This window comes from Bacteroidota bacterium (assembly GCA_016194975.1).
Lineage (GTDB): Bacteria > Bacteroidota > Bacteroidia > Palsa-965 > Palsa-965.
This window is the reverse complement of the sequence record JACQAM010000023.1, coordinates 204,708-231,284: the sequence shown is the minus strand read 5'-3', so window position 1 is coordinate 231,284 and position 26,577 is coordinate 204,708. Positions and strand designations below refer to the sequence as shown.

Here is a 26,577-nt window from a genome sequence, read left to right as displayed (position 1 = left end):
TTTATGAATTCTCCTGAACAACTTCTTTCTACACACATTCTCCGCGCTGTTGAAACGCTTTTCGGCTACACTGCGAATAACAGCAACATCGCATTCCAGAAAACAAATCCTCAATTCGAAGGAGATATTTCTCTTGTTGTTTTTCCATTTGTAAAATCGTCGGGAAAGCTGCCCGAACAAACGGCGCAACTGATCGGCGAATATCTCAAGTCAAATGTTCCTGAAGTAGAAAAATTCAACGTGGTCAAAGGGTTCCTGAATATTATTCTCGGGAAAGAATTCTGGCTGAGCGGACTTAAAGAAATTGCAGCCGATGAAAATTTCGGAACAAAGATCGCCACGGATTCGTCTCCGCTCGTTGTGGTGGAATACAGTTCGCCCAATACAAACAAGCCGCTTCACCTGGGCCACATACGGAATAATTTACTGGGTTGTTCTATAGCACAACTTCTCGCTGCGAACGGAAACCGGGTGACGAAAGTGAATTTGGTGAATGACCGCGGAATTCATATTTGTAAAAGCATGCTCGCATGGCAGAAATTCGGGAATGGAGAAACACCGGAGTCGAGTGGAATGAAAGGTGATCATCTGGTGGGGAAATATTATGTGGAATTTGATAAACATTTTAAAGAAGAAGTTCTACAACTCCAGTCCACAGGCATTAGTAAGGAAGAAGCAGAAAAAAAATCATCGCTGATGCTTTACGCTCATGAAATGCTCCTAAAATGGGAATCAAACGATCCCGAAGTAATTGCGCTCTGGAAAAAAATGAACGGCTGGGTGTACGATGGATTTGCGATCACTTACAAAAAACTCGGAGTTGAGTTCGATAAAACATATTACGAATCGCAAACGTATTTGCTGGGAAAATCGATCGTGGAAGAAGGATTGAAAAAAGGAATTCTTCATAAGCGCGATGATGGCGCAGTGATCATTGACAACACAGATGCCGGGCTCGACCAGAAAGTTTTATTGCGCAGCGATGGAACTTCCGTTTACATTACGCAGGATCTCGGCACAGCGGAAGAGCGTTACCGGGAATTTCATTTCGACAAACATATTTACGTTGTAGGCAATGAGCAGGAGTACCATTTCAAAACGCTGAAAGTTTCGCTGAAAAAATTAGGACACCACTGGGCCGACAGTTTGTTCCATCTTTCCTACGGCATGGTCGATCTGCCGGAAGGAAAAATGAAATCGAGAGAAGGAACCGTGGTGGATGCTGATGATCTCATTGATGAAATGGAAAAAGGTGCGCGCGCGCTCGCGGAAGAAAAAGGAATGATCGAAGGAATGGAGGAAAGTGAAAAGGAAAAACTTTCTCACATCGTGGGAATGGCGGCGCTCAAATATTTCATACTGAAAGTGGACCCGAAAAAGAAAATGATTTTCAATCCCAAAGAGAGCATCGATCTGCATGGCAACACGGGCCCGTTCATGCAGTACACGCACGCGCGCATACGCAGCATCTGGAGAAAATCGGGATTGAAAGAAATTCCTGCAATCGATATTTCTGCTGCTGTTCATGAAAAAGAAAAAGAACTCATCAGAATCATTTTCGGATTTCCTTCGGTGGTGAATGAAGCGGCGAATAATTTGAGCCCGGCGCTCATTGCCAACTACACCTACGATCTCGCAAAAACATTCAACCAGTTCTATGATGTTTGCCCGGTGCTGAAAGAAGAAAATATTTCATTGAGGAATTTCCGTCTTGTGCTTTCTGTAACTGTTGCGCGTACAATAAAAACTGCAATGAAACTTTTGGGAATAAAAGTGCCGGAGCAGATGTAGCCGCAACTTAGCGCTGATTATTTTTTCAAAAAATAAACAGGAACCGCTCTTGTTTATTCAGAAGCGGCTCCTGCATTCCAGGTTTTCAATGCCCGCCTTTACGAATGTCTGACGGTTTATGAAAAGCGGGCGGAGGAGAACCTGCCGGCATTTTAGGTTGTACCTGCCGGTTATTTCCAGTCTCACCCGAAGACATCCGCACCGGACCCGAATTGCGCTGCGCCGGATAATGCATAGGTTCATAATTTTCATGTCTTGCATTGCTCCGCGTAAATTCCGGTTCACGATTATTTTGCTTCGATGGATAACCACGAGGAGGCGAAGAATAGGAGCGCGTAATTTTCTGATCGTTACTTTTTACCGGGTGCTCGCGGCCTGTATTTTTTTCCATCGGGACATTGTGATCAAAGATCTTTTCCGGTTTATTCACTTCTCCTTCTCTTCTTCCACCTCCATTATTTTTTTCCACGCTGTAATTTCTATTTTCAAAATATCGGGGATCAACTCTTCTTCGGTATGGATAGTAGAGCATCTCACAATCCGGAAAATAATTTTCGTAAACTCTCACGTATTGTTCGTGGTAATCAAAAACGTAAGGATAATAAATCCCGAAACTCACCGGTTCCCACGGGATCCACCAATCGGGATAATAGTCCCAGTACCACGGAGATTCCCACAAAACATAATCGGGAGAATAAATGAACGCAATGCACGGCCAGTACCACACGTTCACAATAATGGATGCCGATGCATAAGCGAAACCAGCAGTACCTTTTGATTTTTCTGAGGGCTGAACAATGTATTCTTTTCCATAAAGATTTTCATCGCCCACGATCTGTATATGCACTTCTTTGTCACCGGTTTTTTCTGTTTCGATCACTGCAACATCCTGCGACTGTTTTTCATTGAGCGGTACACGTAGAATAATAGCATGATCTTTTTCTTTTCGTTTATCGATAACACGGATATAATCTACTTTGCCGTCCTGGTTAAGATCGAGGTTGTTGATGTGATTGCTTTTTGTATTCAGCGATTTTTCGAATTCTGCGGGATCACGCGATGTTCTGAAAAGATTCATCACCGCATACAGATCCAATCCGTTTCCCGAAAGTTTTGTTACATTGCCTTCCTTGTGGTTGCAGAATTCAAATGTTACACCCGCTAATCCGGCGAACATTAAAATGAGGATACGTTTCATAATATTATCTTTTAGTTGAATTCACTATTTAAGCGCAATTACCTTACAGTGCAAAGTTCGGGCGAAGAAAAATAATGCTGCACCATTTTCGACGGATGGAACAGGAGGGAAGATAGTTTGCGTAAAAATTGCAGGAGACGGAATAGGAAATTTTCAGCGGGTTATCATTTTACCATTTCATCAGCACCATCCTGTATGTATTCTCACAACTTTCACAGGAAATAATTTCCGACGGAAAAAAATTATTCATCTCACCATGAGTCAAAGTACACGTCGAAAGTTTAGAATAAAGTTCCATAGATGATTTTCCATCGGCATCGATTGCACAAATGTAATCGCCGGCTTTGATCATTTCTTTTTCCATATCCAGCGTGTAATACATCAGGATCAATTCACCGTTGTTGTAGGTCCACCAGGGATCTTCGCAGGGCACAGCATAAGATTCCATTTTCCGGTCCATGAAATTTTCCCATTTTATTTTTCCGTTCTCATCCACTCGGATCGTAACCACATCGCCGGAAAAAAATTCTGAAGGAAGGTCAGGTCCCGGATCAGGAGCGAAGTACGATGTTTCTTCCATTAGCAAGGTTGATCCTCCATCCTCATTCACAAAAAATCCTTTCACCTCAAAAAGCGCGGGCACCGATCTTACGATTACTGAAATTTTCTGAGCGTAGCGTTTTAAAAAATCTTCACTGAAAGATTGCAAAGAAGAAATGAACGGTTGGTAACCATTCGCATCGCAGATCATAAAAAAAGTTCCGCTGATGGAATCATTCGATCCAATCGTGTACGTTCCGCCCACGCGCACGCTCCCGTCGGCGCACACATCTGCCATTGCGCGCACGATATGCGCACCCGCGATGCTGATCTTCACATCTTTCACAAAAGTTCCGAAATCGCGCAGTACCACAAGATGATATTCATACTGCGGATGCAAACCCATTCGTTGAAAAACCGTGGTGAATAAATAAATGAATCCATTCTCATCCACAGTCACCGAATTAATAATCGTACTATCTGCGCACAAATGAAGACCCACTTCTTTTTCCCAGCGGACATGCAGAGAATCGTCGAGTACACGAAAAAAATATTGCAAACCATTCAGTTTATCCGATTTTGTTTTCCAGTACAAGAGCATTTTTTTCCCGCTGTTGGAAAAAGCATAACTCATGCCATTGTTTTCCATTTTCCAGGAATAATAAGAAGCTGGACATTCAGCTATCACATCCTGTTTTGCCTCCACGTTCATTGTGGTCCTATCTACGCGTTGCGCGATCAGTGTGTATGATTTTTTACTTCCATCCCATCCGGTCGTGAACATATAAAGATTTTTTCCGAGCAGTTGCCCCATTGTAAATTCACTTTCATCGTGCGCGTACCAGAGTTTGCCCGCGCTTACATCCGCAATGAGTTTTGCGTTCCTGTCGAATTTTTTTGCGCGAATACCGAAATCAGTTTTCACGAATGCATAATATCCCGATGAGTCTGCTCCAGCAAGGTACGGGGCATTACCGTCTTTCATTTTCCATTCTGCACCCTGCGTGAGTACAGGAGTAAAGATTTGCGCATGGAGCAGAAAATTCGTGATGAAAAAAAATGAAAAAAGAAAATAAAAATATCGTTTCATGTCATTTCAATTAAGCACCACTTTCACTCTCCGCAAATAAAAATTCTCACAGCAGAAAAGCAGGAATTCATTTTCGCCGGTGCGATAAGTGTAATAAGGAAGAAAAAGCGTTTCATGCGGTAATGCCGGTTGCAGATCGTGAATAAAAATTTTCCCGGCCGAATCTATTTTCGCGATGGAGACCATGCCGCTTGAATAGCCGTAACTGTTCTGGTCGTCGTGCACCTGGTCGTTGTAAAAAAGAAAAAGATCATTTCCAGAATAGAAATAACGGACAGGAATATTCTGCATGTGTTTGAGCGACGTGTTCTGATCCTTTGAAATAATATCCTGCCACAGCAGCGATGCCGAACTGTCGTAATGAAAAATGAATAATTCTTCATGGTATTCTGTTCTCACTTCTGGTAGATCCAGCGAATTATCATTGGTAAAATAGGTTTCCTTATTCGCAAAACTCCGTTCACTGATCATTGTAATTCCTCCGCGATCATCAGCATGCACATCGATCACAGGAAAAATATCCTGCATTTTCACGAGCGTGTCATTCACCTTATTTCCGAAATCTTTGAGCAGGTCTGAAGAGAAGGGATTCAGTTGGATGCGACTCTGCATATAACCGCTCTTTTCCAGTTCCAGGAAAAATGTTCCGTCGATATAGCCCTCTTCCCCTTCATTGTAAAATCCGGAAATACGGACTGTGCCGTTTGCAGTAACATCGAAGGCGCAGTCACTGATCATTTCATTGCCAGTCTCCAGTAAAACATCTTTCACAAAAGTTCCTTTATCGCGAAGAATGAAAAGATGATACTCGGAAATAAATGAATGATGTGCAAAATTATTCTTCCGCACCAGGAAGTACACCCTTCCTTCATTATCCACTTTTACCTGCGCGAGTTCGCAGTTGTCGGGTGGAAAAAAAGTATGGATTTCTTTTTCCCAATACAGGTTCAGCGAATCGTCGAGTACTTTCAGGTAAAAGGCCTGGTCTGTTCTGGATCCGTCGGCAGTTTTGTAATACAGCAGCAGTTTTTTTCCATCCGGCGAAAAAGCGTAGGAGGTAGTTGTGTTGGAATACAACGGCACGTTTATGTTAACAGATCGCGTGAGTACCTGCGCACCTGGTGTTACCGTGAGCGAATCTTTGTTCACCTGCGACGCGCAGAGCACGAGCGAGCGGGCGTGCGGGTCGAATGTATTGGTGAACAGCCAGATCGTATTTCCCATTTCGTGGATGGAAGAGAAAAAATATTTTTTAGGATTGTAAACATTCTTGTCCACCGGTTCGAACCGGGCCATGCTCATATCCGCATTCAGTTTCATCATGCAATTCACACCACCTACCTGCCCGAATGCAAAATAACCCGTTGCATCTTTCCCGCAATATTCACTAAGCATCTCATTGTTGCGGGCGGTGCGTTGACTCGCAGTAACTGAAACAGAAAAATCCTGGGCAGTTATTTTAATTGCTGACGTGAAAAGAAGAATTGAAAAAAAATTTCTCATTGGGAATGATGCCCGAATTTACCGAGAAAACAAGTGCTGTAGAAATGTTGAATGTGAATGGCGGCTTTCATTTAATAACTGGTCGGGAAAATCAAAGGACCATCAATTGTATTCCCAATAACCAGCAACCAATAACTCTTTTCTTATCTTCGTACTCCTTAAAATTTCAAGGTCATGTTCGATAATTTAAGCGACAAATTAGAACGCGCATTCAAAGTCCTCAAAGGCGAGGGAAAGATCACCGAGGTCAATGTCTCCGATACGCTCAAAGATATCCGCAAAGCGCTGCTCGATGCAGACGTGAGTTTTGCTGTTGCAAAAAAATTCACTGATGAAGTAAAAATAAAAGCGCTCGGGCAAAATGTACTCACTGCCGTTTCTCCTGGACAATTGCTCATCAAGATCACGCACGATGAGTTGCGCCTGCTCATGGGCGGTGCGGCGAGCGAATTAAAGATCAACAGTAACCCGGCCATTATTCTCATGAGCGGATTGCAGGGATCAGGAAAAACGACGCATTCAGGGAAATTGGCGAATTTTCTCAAGAGTAAAAAAGGAAGAAACCCTCTTCTTGTTGCGTGCGATATTTATCGTCCTGCCGCGATCGATCAACTTAAAGTTTTAGGTGAACAGATCGGTGTGGAAGTTTATGCAGAATCCGAATCGAAAGATGCTGTTGGAATTGCAAAGCGTGCTGTGGCTCATGCGAAGCAAAATGGAAATACAATTGTGATCGTCGATACTGCAGGACGTCTTGCTATCGATGAAATAATGATGAACGAGATCGCAGCTATTAAAAAAGCGATCGATCCCGACGAAATTCTATTTGTTGTCGATTCCATGACGGGACAGGATGCGGTGAATACTGCAAAAGCATTCAATGATAAACTTGATTTCGATGGTGTGATCCTCACCAAACTCGATGGTGATACAAGAGGCGGTGCTGCACTTTCCATAAAATCCATTGTAAACAAACCGATCAAGTTTGTAGGAACGGGAGAGAAGATGGATGCGCTTGATGTTTTTTATCCCGAGCGTATGGCCGATCGCATTCTCGGAATGGGAGACGTGGTTACACTCGTAGAAAAAGCGCAGGAACAATTTGACGAGAAAGAGGCGCGGAGAATTCAGGAACGCATTGCGAAAAATAAATTTTCATTCAACGATTTTCTCGGGCAGTTGCAGCAGATCAAGAAAATGGGAAATGTGAAAGACCTGATGGGAATGATTCCCGGCGTTGGAAAAGCGATCAAGGACATCAACATTGACGACGATGCATTCAAACATATTGAGGCGATCATTCAATCGATGACGCCGAAGGAACGCGAGCATCCCGAGATCATAAACGGAAATCGTAAAATGAGAATTGCGAATGGAAGCGGAAGAAATATCCAGGAAGTGAATCGATTGATGAAACAATTCGAAGAGACCAGAAAAATGATGCGCGTAATGCAGGACAAAGGGCAGATGGCGAAGATGATGAGGAATATGCCGAAGATGAAAAAATAATTTTTTTCTGTAGATTATTTATTTGCCAATGACAAAAAATAAGTTTACAAAAAATAAATGCATCTGTGCAATTAGTTTCTGATTAAAGCTGAACCACAACCCCAATGATAATTAACTAATGAAATTAATAGACGGAAAAAAAATAGCAGAAGAAATTCAGTCCGAAATAGCTGAAGAAGTAAAAAATTATGTGGCGAATGGAAATCGCGCGCCTCATCTTGCTGCTGTTCTTGTCGGAAATGACGGAGGAAGCCTCACGTATGTGAATGCAAAAGTGAAAGCATGCGAACGGATCGGTTTTCGTTCAACACTCATTCATCTTGATGAAAAAATTTCGGAAGCAGAATTACTTGCAACAGTGAATAAACTGAATAATGATCCGGAGATCGATGGATTCATTGTGCAGTTGCCATTGCCAAAACACATCAATGAACAGAAAGTGATTGAAGCGGTGGATCCGAAAAAAGATGTGGACGGTTTTCATCCTTCCAATGTGGGTCGCATGGCGCTCGATCTTCCCTGCTATCTTCCTGCAACTCCATTCGGAATTGTGCAATTGCTCGAACGCAATAAAATTGAAACTTCCGGAAAGAATTGTGTGGTCATCGGCAGGAGTCACATCGTGGGTTCGCCAATGAGTATTTTGCTCCGCAGAAATTCTTATCCCGGAAATTGTACGGTGACGGTTGTTCACAGCAAAACGAAAGATATTTCTTCCTTCACAAAAAATGCAGACATCATTGTTGTCGCCATTGGCAAACCGCATTTTCTGAAAGCAGATATGGTGAAAGAAGGAGCAGTGGTGATTGATGTGGGCACTACGCGCGTGGATGCGCCCGGAACAAAAAACGGCTGGCGATTGCAGGGCGATGTGAAGTTTGATGAAGTGGCCCCGAAGTGCAGTTGGATCACACCCGTTCCCGGTGGAGTGGGGCCGATGACGATCACCGGGCTTTTGCAGAATACACTGCTCGCCGCGAAGAAAGCGATCTACTGACCTCAAATTATTTTCTATTTACAAGCGTTTAATACCGAATCCTTCCCACGGTTTCATTTAGATTCGCGCTGGTGTTTCATAATTAGTTTTTTTGTTTTTACCGAACTGGTCACAATTTGTGACCAGTTCATATTTTATAGTTTATGAATACAAAAGTACCGGTAAGAAAATTTGACAACCTGATCTTCGATTTCAGGGGAATCAAAGTGATGATCGACGTGGATCTCGCGATGCTCTATGAAACAGAAACCAAAAAATTGAAGCAGCAGGTAAAACGAAATCGAAAACGTTTTCCGAAAGATTTCATGTTTACCCTGACGAAAGAGGAAAAAGAAATGCTCCTGTCGCAGGCATCACGGCTTTCTTTCCTGAAACACTCCTATGTACGTACGATGGTTTTTGCCGAACAAGGCGTGGCGATGTTATCCAGCGTCCTTAATTCTCCACGGGCGATACAAATGAATATTGAGATCATGCGTGCATTTGCGCGTTACCGTGCGATCCTGATTGAGAACAGGGATCTGAAAAAAGAAATAAACGCTCTGGATGATAAAGTAAACCAGGTTTTCAAATTTCTCCTGAAAAAAATAGATGCGCTCGCGCCCAAACTGGGAAAAAGAAAAAAAATCGGTTACGCTATAAAAAGAAAATAAACGAACTGGTCACAATTTGTGACCAGTTCAAAAATAATTTCCTTTGCATTCTTTCCTTCCCAGGATTCCTTTCGTACGATTGCTCCTTCCATTCATTGCCGGAATTATTTTTTCATGGGGACTAAAATTTCTTCTGCCGGTGAAAGATTTGTTGCTGCTGCTTTTGCTTTGTACGGCTGTCGTTATTATTTCCAGGTACCTTCTTAAAAGATCACTCCGCTTTTCAGGGATCGACGGGCTTGCCATTTCTTCTGCACTTTTCATTTGTGGGATTGCTTCCGTTTCTTTTCATTTCGAAAAAGAAAAAAATACAATAGCCGGTGAAAAAAATATCCAGCGGATCATCGTGTGTGTGAATTCAGAACCCGTGGTGAAAGAAAATAAAATAAAGTTCGAAGGAAGAATTATTTCCTGGCAGCAGAACGGCCAATGGAAAAATGGTGATGAGCGTTCTCTTTTCTACCTCGATCGCTCAGCGGCAAGCGAAAATCTGCGGTATGGAGAAGAAATTGTGATTGCCCGCGCGCCCATAAAAACTAAAGGGATTGCTAATCCCGGAGAATTCGATTATGCCGCCTGGCTTTCCAAACGGGAAATTTTTTCAAATGTTTTTGCGCATGATGGACAGTGGAGAGATCTCGGACTCAATAACGGAAATTATTTTGTGCGCGCAGCTTTTTCACTTCGCAAATATTGTCTCGGAAAATTTGTAGAATATGGAATGAATGGAAATGAATTCGGTGTAGCCGCCGCGCTGTTGCTTGGCGATTCAGATCATCTCGATCCTTCCGTGATCCGTTCCTACAGCGCTTCCGGCGTTCTGCATGTGCTTTCTGTTTCGGGAATGCATGTCGCTCTTATTTATGTTATTCTCCTGAAATTACTCGGCCCGTTTGAAAAAAGAAAATATTCAAAATGGTTCAGTTTTTTTCTGCAGTTATTTTTTCTTTGGTTTTATGCAACGCTCACCGGGCTTTGTCCTTCGGTACTCCGGTCCGTTACCATGCTCACCGTTGTCATCATCGGGAAAGCGATGGGAAGAAACGGGAATATTGTGAATTCCATTGCGGCTTCTGCATTTATTCTTTTGCTCTTCGATCCGCTCCTGTTGTTCGATGCGGGGTTCCAGCTTTCCTATTTCGCTGTTGCCGGAATTGTAATTGTTCAACCTTTACTCGCTGCAAAGTGGGAACCTGATTTTTTTCTCTGGAGACATTTGTGGACCATGTTCACCGTAACTATTGTTGCCCAACTTTTTACTTTTCCACTCGGACTTTATTATTTCAAACAGTTCCCTTCCTATTTTCTTTTTGCCAACATGATCATTATTCCTTTATCGACGATCGTGTTGTATGCCGGACTTGTCTTCCTGGTGTGTTCGCCGGTAAGATTCATTACTAAACTTTTCGCTGTTGTATTTATTTTTCTTGTGCACCTCCTTAACAGTTGTGTTGCGTTCACCGAACACCTTCCGTATTCCTCCGTTCACTTTTCGCCGGTATCTGTTACGTCAACGATCCTCTTGTATGCCGTTATTATTTCCGGAATGATTTTTATGATTAAACGGCATGGAAATTATTTCAATGTGTTTCTTGCCTCAGGAGTTCTGCTTTTCATTTCGTTGAATTCATTCACGAAGATGAACAGCGGGAAGATCATTTTTTTCAGCGTTAACAGGGAAACAGCGATCGGTTTTGTGAATCAAAATTCTGCCGGCGTTTTTGTCGATTCGGCGCTTGCCGTCAAAAAGGAAAATATTGATTTTCACGTTTCACCTTTTTTTTCCGTTGAAGGAAAGGATAATGAAGAAATAATTCCTGTAGGAAATAATTCTTCCGGGGTGGAATGCATCGATGTCGGTAACAGGAAAATCATCATCGCTCAGCAAAATGATTTTTCGTCAATGAAATCTGAACCTGATTTTCTTTTGCTGAAAAATTTCAATAAAAAATTTCCTGAAATTCCTCCTTCCTGGAAACACGTTGTGATCATCACTGATGCATCGGATTCCGAATTTGAAAAAAATAAAATCCGCACCTATTGCAGTAAAAGAAATCTGAAGACCTATGATCTCGAAAGCAAAGGCGCCTTGATCATTAACAGCGGATCATTTATTTTTTCCTGATGTAAACTTCCTCTGCATCGAATCCACCCATTCTTACAAAATCATTGAATTCATTCCCTTTGGGTTCTATTCCATAGATCTTTTTTGTTGTATCCTTTGTTTCATAATATTTATCAAATTCACTGAAAACCATGAAGCGTTCAATATTTGCAAATGAAATGTAAGCGACATTGAGCACCTTACCTGAGATATCTACTTTTCTCACGTAATAATTCAGGGAGTCGGACGGGAAATTGAAATAATAAGAGCCGTTGTATTTTCGTACAACGTGCCGCGGACCGATAGTGAACAGGGTATCAGTAATAATCTCGTAACCGATCATCGTATCATTGACCACTTTGAAATGTTGGACCAGATCGTTTAAAGTATAGAGTGTATCACCGCTGTAATTTTTTGCAGAAGCGGAATCCGGTGTTGTCCACGCCCAGTGAATGGGAAACAGGGATCTCCGGATCACCATTTTGTCGGAGATCGTTAGTGTGACAGTATCGTTATTCTGAGAAAAAGTTCCGCGTAATTCATTGGGAATTTCTTTGAGATTTTTTGCATTCACGGGCTGGGGATAGCGAAAGCAAAGCGAATCCTCATAGCAGGAAAAAAGAAGAGTTGATAAGAACAGCGCAGGGAAAAAGTATTTTTTCATGGGGCAGGTTTTAGTAGCATAACTCACTGAATAAAGAAAAGGTATTTTTTCTTTGATAAAACGTGTTAAAAAAAGAAGCAGTTTTCCCAAAATGAAATTTCAGTTTTTATGACCCTGTTGTCATTGGTAAAACTTTCTCGCCTTATTTTACAACTGTCGACGGGAGAAAAAATATTCGTAGCTGAGGATCCGGCATAAAGCGCTTAGTGAGTTCCTTTATACTTTCAGCAAAAACCTTTTATCTTGCAGGAATAACGACAACTCACCTATGAAAAAAGTGCATTTTATTTTTTTATTTGTGCTCTCACTTCTGCTCACTTCGAAAGCATTTTCACAGGTGCAGGATACGCTTGCAACTGATACTGCCGCAGTATGGGATTATCAACTCGGAGGCCAGGCAAAAATTTCATGGGACAGCATCAAAGGATACTGGACAAAAAATATTCTGCCGGCGATTCTTAAAAGATCTCACATAGATCTCAGTTGCAGGGAATGCCCGGAAGTGATCATGGTGGTCGAATTAACAATAGATTCGACAGGGCATATCACGAAGTATAAATTGGATTCCGGAAAAAAATGCGGAGAAAAATTTCCATTGGGAATGGAGAAACAATTCCTCGATTATTTTCTCAAAACAACTTTTCCGCCCGCTCTCTGCAATAAAAAAATAAAAACAAGGTTGGGGTCGAGTCTTTTGTGCAAATAAATCCCGCGCTAATCTTTGCCTGTACCAATCTGAAAAAAACTTTTCTGATTCAGAATCTTTCTGTCATTGAAAAGAAAAAATTTCCTTCGATCGCGGCATTCTCATCACTATCCGAACCATGAACAGCATTCGCCGCAATTGATTTCGCATACAAAGCGCGGATCGTTCCCGGTTCTGCTTTCGACGGATCGGTTGCGCCAATGAGTTTTCGAAAAGAAGCAACTGCATCATCTCTCTCGAGGATTGCCGCCACGATGGGGCCCGACGACATATAATCGACCAGCTCTTTATAAAATCCACGCTCTTTATGCACTTCGTAGAATTTTCCCGCCATCTCCGCTGAAAGTTTGGTGTACTTCATTGCCACAATGCGGAATCCTGCTTCGTTGATCTTTGCAAGTATGGGGCCGATGTAATTGTTGCCAACCGCATCGGGTTTGATCATGGTGAATGTTCTGTTCGTTGCCATTTTATTCTTTGGTTATTGCACGGGCATTTCCCGATAATTTCGCGGGCAAAAGTAAGCATTTTTCATTTTCAGAATATCGTTCATCGGTCCTTTCGCGTAACTTTGAACGTCAACCAAAAAAAACGCACACCAAATATTTTCTGCATTTGAGCGACGCCTCCACACTCAAAAAATTTCTTGCTAAAAAAAGAAAGATCGCCATTGTCACACACTGGTCTCCCGATGGTGATGCCATAGGTTCTTCACTCGGACTCTGGAATTATCTCATTAAATGCGGACATGATGCACAGGTGATCGTTCCCAATGAATATCCTGCTTTTCTCCATTGGATGCACGGCCATTCTAAAGTGACTGATGCGATGAAGAATAAAAATAAAGCGGAAAAACTGCTGGAGAATTCAGAGATCATTTTCTGTCTCGATTTCAATGACCTGAAAAGGATCAATTCGCTTGGCGATAAAATTTTGAAATTAGATATTCCGAAAGTGCTCATCGATCATCACCCGAATCCTTTAAGCTTCGCGCAGTATTCTTTTCATCGCGTGGAATCTTCTTCTACCGCCGAACTCATTTACGATCTTATTCTTTCGCTCGGCGGCAAGAAAAAGATCGATCGCCACATTGCCGATTGTCTCTATACAGGAATCATGACCGACACCGGCTCATTTCGTTTTCCGAGTACCACACCGAAAACCATGCGCGTGGCGGCCGCACTCATGGAGGCAGGTGCAGATGCCGCGCTCAACCACGTGCGCGTGTACGATGATAATTCGGAATTCCGCATTCGGCTACTTGGTTATGCCTTGAGTGAAAAAATGGAAGTAATCCCTGAAATGCATACTGCTTTTTTTACATTGAGTGAAGCAGAGCAGGATCGTTTTCATTATGAAAAAGGAGATACCGAAGGACTCGTGAATTATGGCCTTACTATGAAGGGAATTGTTTTTTCAGCATTTTTTGCTGAGCGCGACGGAAAAATAAAATGTTCGTTTCGCTCCAAAGGAAATTTCGATGTAAATGAATTTGCACGTGCCAATTTCAATGGCGGAGGTCACCGTAATGCGGCTGGCGGGCAACTCGAAATTTCATTGGAGGAAGTTGTTAAAAAATTCAAAACTGCTCTTCCAGCTTATCTTCCCAGACTAAAAAAGGCCTGAACTTCGTTCAGAAAGAAAACAGTTCATGCTCCGTTCCATTTTTTTCCTTCTTATTTTTCTGATCGTATCTTGCGGTGAGCAGGGGAAACCGAAGAAGCAGCCGATCTCGAAACAGCAGATGCACACGCTCTCGCTGCAGATGAACACGTGGGATGAGAAGCGGCAGAATGATGAGATCAATCAATACATCAAAAATCATAACTGGCAGATGCAGGAAACCCCAACGGGGTTGCGTTACATGTTCCTGAAAAAAGGAAACGGTGAACAGGCAAAGAGCGGAATGTTCGCGAAAGTTTATTTTAAAATTTACCTGCTTGACGGAACAGTTTGCTACGAAACCAAAAAAGATTCGGCAAAAGAATTTCTCATTGGAGAAGATTACGTGGAATATGGAATTCATGAAGGAATACAACTTATGCACGTGGGCGACCAGGCACGATTCATTCTTCCATCGCATCTCGCGCAGGGACTTACCGGCGACGAAAAAAAAATTCCGCCGCTTTCGAGCGTGGTGTATGAAGTGGAATTAATTTCATTAAGAAAAAAAGAATGAAAAAAACAGTTATTCTCCCCGCATTATTTCCTGTGTTCTTTTTTTTCTCGTGCGATGATGCGAAGTATCCCGGTTTTACGGAAGCTGCCAAAGGTGTTTTCTATAAACTTCATATTCCCGGTGAATCCGGCAAAAAAGCCGGAGAGAATGATTACTACGAGATCCGCATGCAGAATAAATATGGCGGAAAAGTTTTTTACGATTCCGAATTTCAAACCGGAACAGGAACACTTTTCGTCCAGGCGTCCACGAGTCCGTACTTCAGTGTGCTCTCCGAAGGAGACAGCGCTACATTCATGCTTCCCGGCGGAGATCTTCACATGATCGGAACGCCGGATACGGGAACAGTGGAAATGAATGTGAAGGTGATCCGCATTGTGAATGAAGCAGCGTATGAAAAAATTTCAGAGAACCGCGATCCTGATCTCGATGAGCAGATGATCATTCAGCGTTACATGAAAAAAAATAAAATCAATTGCGCTCAGGACAGTACAGGATTGATATTTCAATCGGAGAAAGAAGGCATCGGTGAAAAGCCATCGACAGGAAAAACAATTGTCATTCATTACACGGGAACCCTGATGAACGGTGTGATGTTCGATGACACGCGCGCTGAAAACAAACCATTCTCATTTACATGGGGACAGCCCGACCAGGTTTTGCCGGGATTAGAACAGGCCCTTCACCGAATGAAAGCAGGAGCAAAAGCGAAAATAATCCTACCTTCGGCGCTGGCTTTCGGCACCAATGGATCCAGTAATGGAATTGTTCCGCCGCATACACCGGTCATTTACGAAATCGAATTGGTTTCCGTTCAATAAATTCAAAAATCATAATGAAAAAAATTATTTTCCCTATCGCGATTGTCGCAGCATTTCTCATCGTTTCCTGCGCGGATGAATCTCCTTTTCCAGGTTACGAAGATCAGGGACACGGCAGTTGGTTGCTCATGATGAAAACCAGTGCAGACAAAGGAAAGACCTGTGAAGTGGGTGGCGCTATGTTCGTTCATCTCAAATTCAAGGACGCAAAAGATTCTGTGTTCATGGACCTCAATGCAAATCCGCGTCAACCCGGAATGGCTTTCCCGATCCCGCTCTCAAAATTCAAGTACAAAGGAGATTTCATGGACGTGATGACGAAATTCCATAAGGGAGACAGCGCTTCATTTTTCATTCGCCTTGATTCACTTCAGAAATATTATGTGGACACGGTGTATGATCAGCAGGGCGGGCCGCACGTAAAAAGTAAATTCAGTTTTAAAGAACCGAAGTATGATACGATGAAATACATTGGTTTTGCATTGCGCGTCGATAGCATTTATACGAAAAAAAAATGGGACGATTTTGTTGCAGAAGGAAATCGCCAGATGCATATCATGCAGGTCATACAGGATTCGCTCGGCTCCATTCGCCAGAAAGCGCAAATGATGGCGCCGGAAATGAAAAAGCAGGATGCAAAATTGCTGAAGAAATATCTCGCCGATAATCACGTGACGGTGAAACCTGATAAAGATGGAATCTATTATATCGAAAATTCGCCGGGAACAAATGAGGCCATTCAATTCGGAATGACGGTAAGTTTACGCTACACCGGAAAATATCTCGATGGTACGATCTTTGACACGAACGAATTATCACCACAACAGGATCTGCTCACTTTTCAACTCGGCGTTGACCAGATGATCACCGGTTTTACCAATGGCGTAATGAAAATGAAAAAAGGCGGAAAAGGCACACTGATCATTCCGCCGGCGATGGGTTACCAGGATTCCATTACGCGCGTATTCAACGTTGAAGTTATTGACGCTGGAATGCCCGCTATGCATAAATAAAAATTTTCAGTAATGAGAAAAGTTTTTTTAGTTGCCACTCTTTTTATTTTCGGATTTCTTTTCTTCTCATTCAAGAAAGAACCCAAAGAACTTTTCCCGGGTTACAAAAAATACAGCCAGGACACTTACGTAAAACAATTCGCTGCAGGAACAGGAAAAATTCTTGCTGATACAGGGGGCGCGGTTTTTGTGAAAGTGAAATTCAAAACTGAGAAAGATTCTGTTTTTCTCGATGTAAATGCCAATGCACAGGCAAGTTCATTTCCCATTCTCATAAAAAAGCCGCTCTTCAAAGGAGATTTCATGGACATGTTCATGCACATGCACGCGGGCGACAGTTCCTGTTTTTTCATTCAGTATGATACACTCAGGAAATATTACCCGAATGATTTTAAATTCCAGCAGCATGTCGATTCAATGAAGTACATCGGTTTCGCTGTGAAAGTGGACAGTGTTTTTTCGCGCGTGATGATTGATTCGCTCAAAGCGAAAGGACAGCGTGAGCAGGCGGCGAAACAAGCTGTTCAGCAGAAGATCAACCAAGTGATGGGACAGGTGCAGCAACAGGCGAAAGCAAAAGAACCGGAATTGAAAGCGAAGGATAAGGAATTGCTGAAACCATTTCTGATCCAGTATGGATTCAATACTCCTCCCGACGAAGACAGTATTTATTTTCAGACTATCAAACCCGGTACCGGCGATGCGTTGAAATTATTTACAAAAGTAGGCGTGCTTTACACCGGAAAATTTCTCGACGGAACCGTTTTCGATTCAAACACAATGGTGGAAGGACAACAACCGCTGACGTTCACACTCGGCATCGATCCGATGATCCTCGGTTTTACAAAATGCATTTACAAAATGCACCTGGGCGAAAAAGCAATTTTCGTTCTGCCTTCCGGCATGGCATACAAGGACGGACTCACGCGTGTGTTCGAAGTGGAAATTATTTCCGCGCAACCCAGCCAGCACTGAACCATGAGAAGCTATCATTTTATTTTTCCGCTTGCGGGAATTATTTTTCTTGCCGGTTGTTTCATCACGAAGAAAAAAACAAAACCAGCTGATAAAAGTTTTGTGAATGAAGCTTACGTTCCGCCGGATGATGGCATCGCCAGAAAATATACTGCAGTTTTAAATCATGATACAAGCTGGATAAATATTTCAGATGGGATCCGTTATCACATCAAAGCAAAAGGTAATGGTCCTGCAATTCAAAAATGGGATAAAGTGACGATGAGGTATGTCGGGAGATTGATGAATGATACTGTTTTCGACGCAACTTATCATCACAATAATCAACCGCTATCTTTTCATCTTTGCAAACATGAAGTGATAGCGGGATGGGATTCTGTCGTACTGCGATTGCATGGTGGCGATGTGGCGGAAATGTATCTTCCTTCGAAGTATGGATACGGTTCGCGTATCAATGGAAAAATTCCTCCGAATAGTAATTTGAAATTTCAGGTTGAAGTGATCAGCGTTCAACCGCATTCTGTTCCGTGGAATGCCACAGGAAAAGACACGATCAAAACTCCTTCGGGATTAAAAATTATTTTTTTGGATTCTCATCCCGATGGAAAAATGGCGAAGAACGGGAACAAAGTAACAGTACATTACGATGGATTTCTCATCGATGGTTATCCTTTCGACTCTTCGGTGGAACGCGATCAGCCATTTACATTTACGCTGGGAACTGATCCGGTGATCAAAGGATGGGCCGAAGGAATTATGATGATGCATGAAGGAGATAAAGCACAACTCATCATTCCGTTTTCCCTCGGCTATGGTGAAATGGGTTATCCCGGTGTGATACCTCCGCGATCAACTCTCATTTTCGATGTACAGTTATTGGAAGTGAAATAAAAATACCGGGATCTTTTCTAAGAATTTTTTTTTCGTGAAGAAATATTATTTCGTAGCGATCGTTGCTCCTGCCTCTGTGAATGAAAAAGCACAGCAGATGAAGGAAGATCTTTTCCTCAGGTTCGGAACAAAAGCTGCGTTGAAAGCTCCGGTTCATATCACCTTGTTTTCTCCGTTCAATTTTGACCCTGCAGAAGAATCACAACTTACAGATGCGCTTTCTTCCTGTGCAAAAGGAATTTTTTCTTTCGATGTGAAACTGGAAAATTTTTCATGTTTTCCACCGCGTGTTCTTTTTATTAACGTTATTCCTTCAGAGGAATTGAAACGAATTCACACAGCGGTTGTAAATGGTTTCATGAATGTGCGTGGAATGAAAAAAGCGAATGAAGAAAAGAATTTTCATCCGCATATGACCATTGGCAATCGTGATTGGAAGGAAGTGGATTTTCATCAGGCGTGGGACGATTATAAAAACAGAACTTTCATGGAAATATTTATCGCCGACTGCATCTCGCTTCTGCGGCTGGATGAAGGCCGGTGGAAAATTATTTCGGAATCTTTTTTATAATGACTATAAAAACTGCATTTTAATCCCAACTTTATAGAATGATCGGATCCTCGAAAGGAAAAGTGAGTGTGATGAAACTGATGTTATTCTTCAGTCTTATTCTTCTTTCGGTGAAATTCGTCGCGTGGTGGATCACACGTTCGAATGCCGTGCTGACTGATGCGCTCGAAAGTATTGTGAATGTAGTTGCCGGAAGTTTCGCGCTGTTCTCCATTGTTTACGCTTCGCGGCCGCGCGATAAAGAGCATCCTTATGGCCATGGAAAAATTGAATTTGTTTCTGCGGGATTCGAAGGTGCGCTTATCTTGCTTGCCGGCACTGCTATTCTGGTTCAGGCCACGTATGGTTTTTTTTATCCGCACGCCATTCCCCGAGCTGATCTTGGCGGAATGCTCATTGCTGTTTCCGGTGTCTGCAATTTTATTATGGGAAAATATTTAATGCTGCGCGGAAGAAATGAAAATTCAGAAGCAATGCGGGCGAGCGGAAAACATCTTGTTACCGATATGTTCACGAGTACAGGAATTTTCGCCGGCTTGATCGTTATCCATTTAACCGGTTGGAACTGGCTCGACAATGCACTTGCAATATTTTTCGGCATCATTATTTTTTTTACGGGTTACAGGATCGTTCGTCGTTCATTCGGAAATCTGCTGGACGAGCAGGATGAAGTGAAAATCGGTGAACTTATACGAATTCTCAATGAGAACCGGCGCGATCCCTGGATCGATATGCACAACCTGCGCGTGCTCAAGTACGGATCGGGCCTGCACGTGGATGCGCACATGACGTTGCCCTGGTATTTTTCATTGGAGAAAGCGCACGATGAAGTGGATGCCGTGGATAAACTCGTGCGAAAACAGATCGGTGAGGAACTTGAATTTTTCATTCATTCCGATCCTTGTCTTCCGGAGTGTTGTCCGATCTGCAATCTGAAAAATTGTGCCGAGCGAAAATTTCCGCAGGAGAAAAAAATAATTTGGTCGAAAGAAAATATGCTCCCTGATAAAAAACATACTTTAAAAAGCTGAATCATGAAAAAGACAATTGCAGTTTTTTTTCTTTTGCTTCTTGCAAAAAATAGTTTCGCTGGAAAATTCGTTTACCAGGATGGTGACATGATCCGCGATAGTACAGGAAAAGCGTTTCAACTCAATGGGGTGAATCTCGGAGGATGGCTTTTGTGGGAAGGATGGATATGGGGCGGAGGATTTACAAAAGAATCCACGTTGAACGAAAATTTCGAGACCATTGCAGGAAAAACGGAAGCGGATTCTTTCCGGTTGAGCATGTACAGGAATTTCATAACGGAAGATGATATTCATCGTATCAGTTTGCTCGGTTTGAATGTGGTTCGTATTCCTTTCAATCATCGCATTTTCGAACCGATCAATGGAAAAATTTACGGATGGGAAATTCTTGATCGACTGCTGGGCTGGTGCAGAAAATATCATGTGTATGCCATTCTCGATATGCATGGCGCTCCCGGCGGACAATCGCCTTATTTTATTTCCGATCCTGTAAAACCAGATTTGTGGAAAGATCAGCAGGAGAAAATAAAAACTGGTGCGCTATGGAAAGAGATCGCGGAACATTTTTCTAAAAATAATATTGTTGCCGGTTACGACCTGCTCAATGAGCCGATACCGAACCAGAAAGATTCGCTGGTGAAAATGTACGAGCAGATACTTGCCGCCATTCGCAGCGTCGACTCGTTGCATCTCTGCATTCTTGAAGGATCGGATTTTGCAAAAGATTTTTCCATGTTTAAAAAACTTCCGGATAAGAATATGATGTTCAGTTTTCATATTTACACCTGGCTGGGCGGAGATCCATCGGCAAAGGTGCTCGACTTTTCAGATCTTTCTGAAAAACTTGATGTTCCTGTTTGGTGCGGTGAATGGGGTGAGAATAATTACACGGTGATCGAAAAAACGCTGAAGACATTTGCTGACACTACGAACCGAGTCCGCGGCTGGTGTTTCTGGACCTGGAAAAAAGTTTTCAATGATTATGCAACGCTCAATTCCATCAACATCACCGAATCGTGGAGTGATGTGATCAAATGGTGTTCTAATCCGCTGATGAAGGATACACCGCCGCATGATGATGCCGTTGCTGCCATGAAAGAATTTGAAAAAGCAGTGTTGTACTCTAACACAACTCACGATGCCCGGCTGGAGAAATTGTTGACGGAGTATGCGATGGTGTACTAGGCATTGCTCATTGGTTTATGTGTTTTAAAGATTTCCCATTGACCTTTGACAATGACAATGTGAATCATTTTTCTGCAAATAGCTTATCAATCTTCCGCATCACATCATCGGGGAGAAGTTGAATGACATCCAGCGCTTTTAAATTCTCCTCCAGCTGTTCCACTTTCGACGCGCCGAGAATTGCCGTACTCACATTCGGATTTTTCAGGCACCATGCAATGGAAAGTTTCGCAGGGGATGTTCCGAGTTCTTTTGCGAATGCCGAAAACATTTTCGCTTTTTGCAGTTTGTCATTTGTAATTTTTTCCTTCAGCCATTCCATGCCCGGGCGATCAATGCGCGTGTCGGGAAGTAATCCGTTGTCGTATTTTCCGGTGAGTAATCCTGAAGCGGTCGGTGACCAGATGGTGGTCCCCATCTCGTACTCGCGGAAAAGCGGCAGGTAATCTGTTTCTATTTTTTTCCGCTCGAAAAGATTATACTGCGGCTGTTCCATCGTTGGCGCGTGAAGGTTGTGTTGTAACGCAACCCTGTATGCTTCCTGCAACTGGTCGGCGTTCCATTCTGAGGTTCCCCAATACAGAACTTTTCCCTGCGAAATTAAATCGCTCATAGCCCGAACCGTTTCCTCTATTGGTGTTTCCGGATCGGGGCGATGACAGAAATACAGATCGAGATAATCAACCTGCAATCTTTCCAATCCATTATGACAGGCATCGAAAATATGTTTGCGTGATAAACCCGATTGATTCGGTTTCTTTCCGCCCCAGAAAACTTTTGTGGAAACAACGAACGAACTTCTTTCCCAGTTCATTTTTTTTAGAATATTTCCCATCACCGCTTCCGATTTTCCACCTGCATAAGCTTCTGCATTATCGAAAAAGTTCACCCCGCTGTCGTAAGCGAGTTTCATACATTTTTCTGCCACGTCATCGCCGATCTGCGAACCGAATGTCACCCACGATCCGAAGGAAAGGGCACTTACCTGTAATCCGCTTTTGCCAAGTCTACGATATTCCATTTTCCTTTATTTAAGTAACAAAGTTACCAAAAGGGACTTGGGATGTGAGACTTGGGACATGAGAAAAATCGCGAAAAAGAATTCACGTTTAATCTCTTGAACCGAATCTGTGAAAATCTGTGCAATCTGTGGCAAAAATTCTATCTTTAAAAGGATACAACCGATCGATGCGACACCTGTTCTGTTTTCTATTACTCGTTCCTGCGTTTTGTTTTTCACAAACGAATGCACAACTCGCCGATTCTGTCAAAAAAGGTTTTCGCGGACTTTCCGTCGTGAATGAGAACGTGATCTGGATGAGCGGGCAGAAAGGATTGGTTGGAAATTCTTACAACGGCGGAAAAAAATGGAAATGGAATCGCGTGAAAGGATTTGAGAATTCCGATTTCAGAAGTATTTATGCGTTCGATAAAAAAAATTGTGTGATCGCTAATGCAGGATTTCCCGCAAGTATTCTTCGCACGTCGAATGGAGGAAAAACATGGACAACAATTTTCCAATCGAAAGACAGTGCAATGTTTTTTGACGGAGTGGATTTCTGGGACAAGGATCACGGAATAATTTTCGGGGATCCTGTTAACGGAAGAATGTATTTGTCTGAAACATTCGACGGGGGAAAAACCTGGAAAGAAATTCCGTTGGATGAGCGTCCGCAATTACAAAATGGAGAAGCAAGTTTCGCCGCAAGTGGAACAACAATTCGCACATTGCCCAACGGACAAATATTTATTGCCACCGGCGGATCTGTTTCCCGCCTCTGGCATTCGCGTGATTACGGACATCATTGGGAAGTTTTTGAAACGCCGATCCTACAAGGAAAACCTTCGCAGGGAATTTTCTCCATTGCGTTTTATGACACGCTTCATGGGATAATTGTGGGTGGAGATTATTTGTGTGATACATGTCAGGGGAAGAATTGTTTTCTGACCAGTGACGGAGGCAGAACGTGGGTGCGCCCGGCTGTTTCCCCGAAAGGTTATCGTTCATGTGTGGTGTATGCAAGTGATCATGATCTTATCGTAACGGGAACTTCAGGAATGGAATATTCAAAAGATGGAGGAGTTCATTGGGAGGATCTTACGATAGCTAAAAGTTCAAATACCGTACATGCCATTTATCATTATGTTACGGTAGAGAATCAGCAGATCGACATTTTTCTTGTTGGATCGAAAGAAGGTAAATTCATAAAAGGTGCCCTGGTTTTTAATAGTCATATTGATATTTGAATAAACACATCATCCTATCATTAATAAGCACATTACATCCCAAAATCTATTTTCAACTTTCGCAAATCTGCATATTCGCACTTCGCATATTCGCAAGGATTCGCACTTCATTCCCCGCTTAGCACATTACATCCCATAATCCCGCTCCACTTTTGCAATTCTCAGTTTAAAAGACGCATACCATTTCTCTCTCCCCATTTTCTGCGCGAAGAGATGTTCTGAATTCTGTTTCCAGTTTTTTATTGCTTCGGTATCTTTCCAATAAGAAACAGTAATTCCAATTTCTTCTTTTGCACTTTCAATTCCCAGAAATCCCGCTTGCGTTTTTGCAAGTTCTTCCATACGTTGCGCCATTTCGGAATAACCCGAATGATCTTCGTTGAGTGTTGACGTGAAGACAACAGCGTAGTAGGGAGGAGGAGGAGTTTGTGCGAACATAGGATTTTCTATTTACGAAGTACAATTTACGATTTGATGTAATAACTTGCGTCTGCAATAATTTTTTAAAATAAAATCCAATGCCAAAAACCGATTGGAACAATACGATGAAACCTTTGCTGAAAAAATACAAAGGGAAAGCACATCCTCTCGAATATAAAAATCTTTACCAGTTGGTGGTGATGGTTGTTTTATCGGCGCAGGATTCCGATAAACATATCAACCAGGTTGCTCCTCCTTTGTTCAAGGCGTTTCCGGATATGGCTTCACTCGCGCGCGCTGATGAGAGCGCTTTGTTTCCCTTCATCAGCAAAGTGCGCAACTTCGGAAATAAAACAAAATGGTTATTGCAGATCGCACAAAAAGTAAAAGACGACAAAAAAATTCCGTTGACGATGGAAGAATTAACAGCGCTCCCGGGAATAGGAAGAAAATCGGCCAACGTGATTATGCGTGAATCCGGAGTGAAAGCTGAGGGAATTATTGTTGATCTTCATGTATTGCGCGTTGCACCGCGAATAGGAATTGCAAGCGGCACCGATCCGAAAAAAATTGAAAAACAAATAATGGATGTCATTCCTGAAAAAGATTGGGGAGAAATAGGAATGGCAATCTCTTTTCTCGGAAGAGAAACATGCCGTCCAACGAATCCGAATTGTGGAGAATGTGTGGTGAATAAATGTTGCGCTTATTATAAAGCGAATGGTTGAAGGCGTTTGAGTGTTTGCCCTTAATACTGCTGTTGATGTGATAGTGAAACAGGGGCAATTTCTTCCAAAAACTTTAACTTCGCACTCGCTTATAAAACGCCTCCGTAGCTCAACTGGATAGAGCATCGGTTTTCTAAACCGACGGTTTCGTGTTCGAGTCACGACGGAGGTACTTGCCGCAAAGAGGTTATGATAAATTTCATAATCTCTTTTTTTGAGCCGATCACAAAAAAAATGTACGATCCACTGATTCCGAAAACGATTTGAAATCGTAAATCGTACATCGCAAATCGTACATCCTAAAGTCGGGGTGGCCAGACTCGAACTGACGACCCTCTGGTCCCAAACCAGATGCGCTACCAACTGCGCTACACCCCGATAATATTTTTAAAGAACGAAAACCAGATGCGCTACTCCCGATTACTCGGGACGCTACACCCTTGCCCGAATGTCACGCAACGCGTGTACAAGCGGGCCGATAATATTTTTAAAGAACGAATTTCAAAAGAGGAGCGCGAAGTTAATCAATCCGTTCTATTCTCATTTGACAGCGATCATTTTTAATGCTGTTACCGCTGCTTCAACTCCTTTATTTCCGTGCTTACCACCCGCGCGATCGATCGCCTGTTGCATTGTATCTGTCGTGAGTACACCGAAGATCACAGGAATCTTTCCTATTGCATTCAAAGCGCTCAAGCCGCTTGCAACTCCCTGGCAGATGTAATCGAAATGGGGTGTTTCACCTTTCACAACACAACCGATACAAATGATCGCGTCATATTTTTTATTCAGTTTTTTCGCCGCAACAAATGTGAGTTCAAATGTTCCTGGAACAGCGATCACTTCCATTTTTTTTTCATCTGCACCATGCTTCTTCAGCGTTGCAATGGCTGCATCTCTCATTTCGAAAGTAACATGGCTGTTCCATTCCGCCACAATGAGCAGGAATGATCTTCCTTTGCCGGAAGGAATTTTTTCCGGATCGAAGTGGGAAAGATTTTTCAGTGAAGAAGCCATTTCATTAAACTAAAAATCCTGCCCCGTAAGAGCAGGATCTGTTCGTGATCGAACTCTTTATTTTATTTCACCACCATCTCTGGCAATGTACTTATCCACGTTACCTGCTTCCTGTGACTCCGGAAAATCAGTTTTGATCTGCTCATACAATTTGATCGCTTCTGCTTTATTTCCTTTGTCCTCATAAGCAAATGCAGCTTTTTTGAGATAAACAGGAGAGGTCATTTTGTTGGGATTGTTTTTTGCTGCTTTCAGGTAATAATCAATTGCCTGATCCGTATTTTTTTTCTCCGAGTAGGCATCGCCGAGCAATCCAAGAGCCATACTGCTAACGAACATATCATCTGAACTGAAATCCTGAAGTGTTTCAATTGCTTTATCGAACTGGTTTGTTCTCATATAGCAAACGCCGAGATAGTAACGTGCTATATTTCCTGAAGCGGTCATTCCATACTGATCGACGATATCGGCAAAACCGAGCGTATCACCACGTCCGTGAATGGCAAGATTGAAAGAATCTTTCGCGAAATACATTTCCGCCTTGTACATTTTAGCAGATGCCTGTTCATTTTTAGGTTTCAGGTAAAAAAGTTTCCACCCGAAATAAATGCCCACGAGCAATACAACTCCGCCCACAATAAACAACAAACTTTTGCGGTTCTGTTCAATATACTGCTGCGTCTTGTCGAAGGTTCCTTCGATGTCAATAACGGTCTGTCCTTTAGTTTCTTTGGCCATGATTTG

The 26,577-nt window shown here is 42.6% G+C and carries 26 protein-coding genes and 2 tRNA genes; 18 read left to right on the top strand and 10 right to left on the bottom strand.

Features of this window, described 5'->3' with window-relative positions; all coding sequences use genetic code 11:
• Positions 1-3: 3 nt before the first annotated feature.
• The gene (locus HY064_15445; protein ID MBI3512051.1) at positions 4-1,791 is read left to right on the top strand and encodes an arginine--tRNA ligase; all 1,788 of its coding nucleotides are present in this window, start codon (positions 4-6) and stop codon (positions 1,789-1,791) included.
• 85 nt (positions 1,792-1,876) lie between these two features.
• On the opposite strand, the gene HY064_15440 is transcribed toward HY064_15445, so the two are convergent.
• The 3 genes from HY064_15440 to HY064_15430 all read right to left on the bottom strand — a co-directional run bounded on the left by HY064_15440 (position 1,877) and on the right by HY064_15430 (position 6,122).
• Positions 1,877-2,989 carry a hypothetical protein gene (locus HY064_15440; protein MBI3512050.1) on the bottom strand — a complete coding sequence of 371 codons (1,113 nt, stop codon included), beginning with the start codon at positions 2,987-2,989 and terminating at the stop codon, positions 1,877-1,879.
• 169 nt (positions 2,990-3,158) lie between these two features.
• Positions 3,159-4,619 (bottom strand): hypothetical protein, encoded by a 1,461-nt coding sequence (locus HY064_15435; protein ID MBI3512049.1) that lies wholly within the window; start codon positions 4,617-4,619, stop codon positions 3,159-3,161.
• Between the two features lie 6 nt (positions 4,620-4,625).
• A complete protein-coding gene (locus HY064_15430; GenBank protein ID MBI3512048.1) occupies positions 4,626-6,122 on the bottom strand; it encodes a hypothetical protein in 1,497 nt (498 codons plus the stop codon).
• Positions 6,123-6,296: 174 nt separating this feature from the next.
• Between HY064_15430 and ffh the strand changes: the two genes are divergently transcribed.
• The 4 genes from ffh (at position 6,297) to HY064_15410 (ending at position 11,406) form a co-directional block, all read left to right on the top strand.
• Positions 6,297-7,631: a signal recognition particle protein gene (gene ffh / locus HY064_15425; protein ID MBI3512047.1), complete on the top strand. Its 1,335-nt coding sequence runs from the start codon at positions 6,297-6,299 to the stop codon at positions 7,629-7,631.
• Between the two features lie 118 nt (positions 7,632-7,749).
• A complete protein-coding gene (folD, locus tag HY064_15420; protein ID MBI3512046.1) occupies positions 7,750-8,628 on the top strand; it encodes a bifunctional methylenetetrahydrofolate dehydrogenase/methenyltetrahydrofolate cyclohydrolase FolD in 879 nt (292 codons plus the stop codon).
• 143 nt (positions 8,629-8,771) lie between these two features.
• Positions 8,772-9,281 carry an ORF6N domain-containing protein gene (locus tag HY064_15415; GenBank protein MBI3512045.1) on the top strand — a complete coding sequence of 170 codons (510 nt, stop codon included), beginning with the start codon at positions 8,772-8,774 and terminating at the stop codon, positions 9,279-9,281.
• Positions 9,282-9,324: 43 nt separating this feature from the next.
• Positions 9,325-11,406 (top strand): ComEC family competence protein, encoded by a 2,082-nt coding sequence (locus HY064_15410; GenBank protein ID MBI3512044.1) that lies wholly within the window; start codon positions 9,325-9,327, stop codon positions 11,404-11,406.
• Here HY064_15410 and HY064_15405 read toward each other — a convergent pair.
• Positions 11,393-12,049, bottom strand: coding sequence for a hypothetical protein (locus tag HY064_15405; protein MBI3512043.1), 657 nt, complete (start codon positions 12,047-12,049; stop codon positions 11,393-11,395). The genes HY064_15410 and HY064_15405 overlap by 14 nt on opposite strands.
• 268 nt (positions 12,050-12,317) lie before the next feature.
• Between HY064_15405 and HY064_15400 the strand changes: the two genes are divergently transcribed.
• Entirely contained in the window at positions 12,318-12,755 is a 438-nt protein-coding gene (locus HY064_15400) for a hypothetical protein (protein MBI3512042.1), read from the top strand.
• A 49-nt stretch (positions 12,756-12,804) separates the two neighbouring features.
• Here HY064_15400 and HY064_15395 read toward each other — a convergent pair whose 3' ends face one another.
• A complete protein-coding gene (locus HY064_15395) occupies positions 12,805-13,224 on the bottom strand; it encodes a nucleoside-diphosphate kinase (protein MBI3512041.1) in 420 nt (139 codons plus the stop codon).
• On the opposite strand from HY064_15395, the gene HY064_15390 reads away from it, so the two are divergent.
• Genes HY064_15390 through HY064_15350 form a run of 9 tightly spaced genes read left to right on the top strand, consistent with a single transcriptional unit; the run spans position 13,206 to position 21,421 of the window.
• The gene (locus tag HY064_15390) at positions 13,206-14,381 is read left to right on the top strand and encodes a bifunctional oligoribonuclease/PAP phosphatase NrnA (GenBank protein ID MBI3512040.1); all 1,176 of its coding nucleotides are present in this window, start codon (positions 13,206-13,208) and stop codon (positions 14,379-14,381) included. The genes HY064_15395 and HY064_15390 overlap by 19 nt on opposite strands.
• A gap of 25 nt (positions 14,382-14,406) precedes the next feature.
• On the top strand, positions 14,407-14,934 hold the full coding sequence (locus HY064_15385; GenBank protein ID MBI3512039.1) for an FKBP-type peptidyl-prolyl cis-trans isomerase: 528 nt from the start codon (positions 14,407-14,409) through the stop codon (positions 14,932-14,934).
• Entirely contained in the window at positions 14,931-15,755 is an 825-nt protein-coding gene (locus HY064_15380; protein MBI3512038.1) for an FKBP-type peptidyl-prolyl cis-trans isomerase, read from the top strand. Before HY064_15385 ends, HY064_15380 begins: the two co-directional genes overlap by 4 nt.
• A gap of 14 nt (positions 15,756-15,769) precedes the next feature.
• On the top strand, positions 15,770-16,768 hold the full coding sequence (locus HY064_15375; protein MBI3512037.1) for an FKBP-type peptidyl-prolyl cis-trans isomerase: 999 nt from the start codon (positions 15,770-15,772) through the stop codon (positions 16,766-16,768).
• A gap of 12 nt (positions 16,769-16,780) precedes the next feature.
• Positions 16,781-17,743 carry an FKBP-type peptidyl-prolyl cis-trans isomerase gene (locus HY064_15370; protein MBI3512036.1) on the top strand — a complete coding sequence of 321 codons (963 nt, stop codon included), beginning with the start codon at positions 16,781-16,783 and terminating at the stop codon, positions 17,741-17,743.
• A gap of 3 nt (positions 17,744-17,746) precedes the next feature.
• Complete coding sequence (locus tag HY064_15365; protein ID MBI3512035.1) at positions 17,747-18,634, top strand: FKBP-type peptidyl-prolyl cis-trans isomerase; 888 nt, start codon at positions 17,747-17,749, stop codon at positions 18,632-18,634.
• Between the two features lie 34 nt (positions 18,635-18,668).
• A complete protein-coding gene (thpR, locus tag HY064_15360; protein ID MBI3512034.1) occupies positions 18,669-19,205 on the top strand; it encodes an RNA 2',3'-cyclic phosphodiesterase in 537 nt (178 codons plus the stop codon).
• Positions 19,206-19,243: 38 nt separating this feature from the next.
• Positions 19,244-20,236, top strand: coding sequence for a cation transporter (locus HY064_15355; protein ID MBI3512033.1), 993 nt, complete (start codon positions 19,244-19,246; stop codon positions 20,234-20,236).
• A 3-nt stretch (positions 20,237-20,239) separates the two neighbouring features.
• Positions 20,240-21,421, top strand: a complete 1,182-nt coding sequence (locus HY064_15350) for a cellulase family glycosylhydrolase (protein MBI3512032.1) — start codon at positions 20,240-20,242, stop codon at positions 21,419-21,421.
• 64 nt (positions 21,422-21,485) lie between these two features.
• Here HY064_15350 and HY064_15345 read toward each other — a convergent pair whose 3' ends face one another.
• A complete protein-coding gene (locus tag HY064_15345; GenBank protein MBI3512031.1) occupies positions 21,486-22,442 on the bottom strand; it encodes an aldo/keto reductase in 957 nt (318 codons plus the stop codon).
• A 128-nt stretch (positions 22,443-22,570) separates the two neighbouring features.
• On the opposite strand from HY064_15345, the gene HY064_15340 reads away from it, so the two are divergent.
• Positions 22,571-23,668 (top strand): oxidoreductase, encoded by a 1,098-nt coding sequence (locus HY064_15340; protein MBI3512030.1) that lies wholly within the window; start codon positions 22,571-22,573, stop codon positions 23,666-23,668.
• Positions 23,669-23,794: 126 nt separating this feature from the next.
• On the opposite strand, the gene HY064_15335 is transcribed toward HY064_15340, so the two are convergent.
• On the bottom strand, positions 23,795-24,106 hold the full coding sequence (locus HY064_15335) for an antibiotic biosynthesis monooxygenase (protein ID MBI3512029.1): 312 nt from the start codon (positions 24,104-24,106) through the stop codon (positions 23,795-23,797).
• 80 nt (positions 24,107-24,186) lie between these two features.
• Here HY064_15335 and HY064_15330 point away from each other — a divergent pair, with 80 nt between their 5' ends.
• Both HY064_15330 and HY064_15325 read left to right on the top strand, forming a co-directional pair.
• Positions 24,187-24,816: an endonuclease III gene (locus HY064_15330; GenBank protein ID MBI3512028.1), complete on the top strand. Its 630-nt coding sequence runs from the start codon at positions 24,187-24,189 to the stop codon at positions 24,814-24,816.
• Positions 24,817-24,914: 98 nt separating this feature from the next.
• Positions 24,915-24,988, top strand: a tRNA-Arg gene (locus tag HY064_15325).
• A 133-nt stretch (positions 24,989-25,121) separates the two neighbouring features.
• Here the strand turns inward: HY064_15325 and HY064_15320 are convergent.
• The 3 genes from HY064_15320 to HY064_15310 form a co-directional block, all read right to left on the bottom strand.
• Positions 25,122-25,194, bottom strand: a tRNA-Pro gene (locus HY064_15320).
• Between the two features lie 162 nt (positions 25,195-25,356).
• Complete coding sequence (locus HY064_15315) at positions 25,357-25,833, bottom strand: 6,7-dimethyl-8-ribityllumazine synthase (GenBank protein ID MBI3512027.1); 477 nt, start codon at positions 25,831-25,833, stop codon at positions 25,357-25,359.
• A 57-nt stretch (positions 25,834-25,890) separates the two neighbouring features.
• Positions 25,891-26,571, bottom strand: a complete 681-nt coding sequence (locus HY064_15310) for a tetratricopeptide repeat protein (protein ID MBI3512026.1) — start codon at positions 26,569-26,571, stop codon at positions 25,891-25,893.
• Positions 26,572-26,577 lie beyond the last annotated feature (6 nt).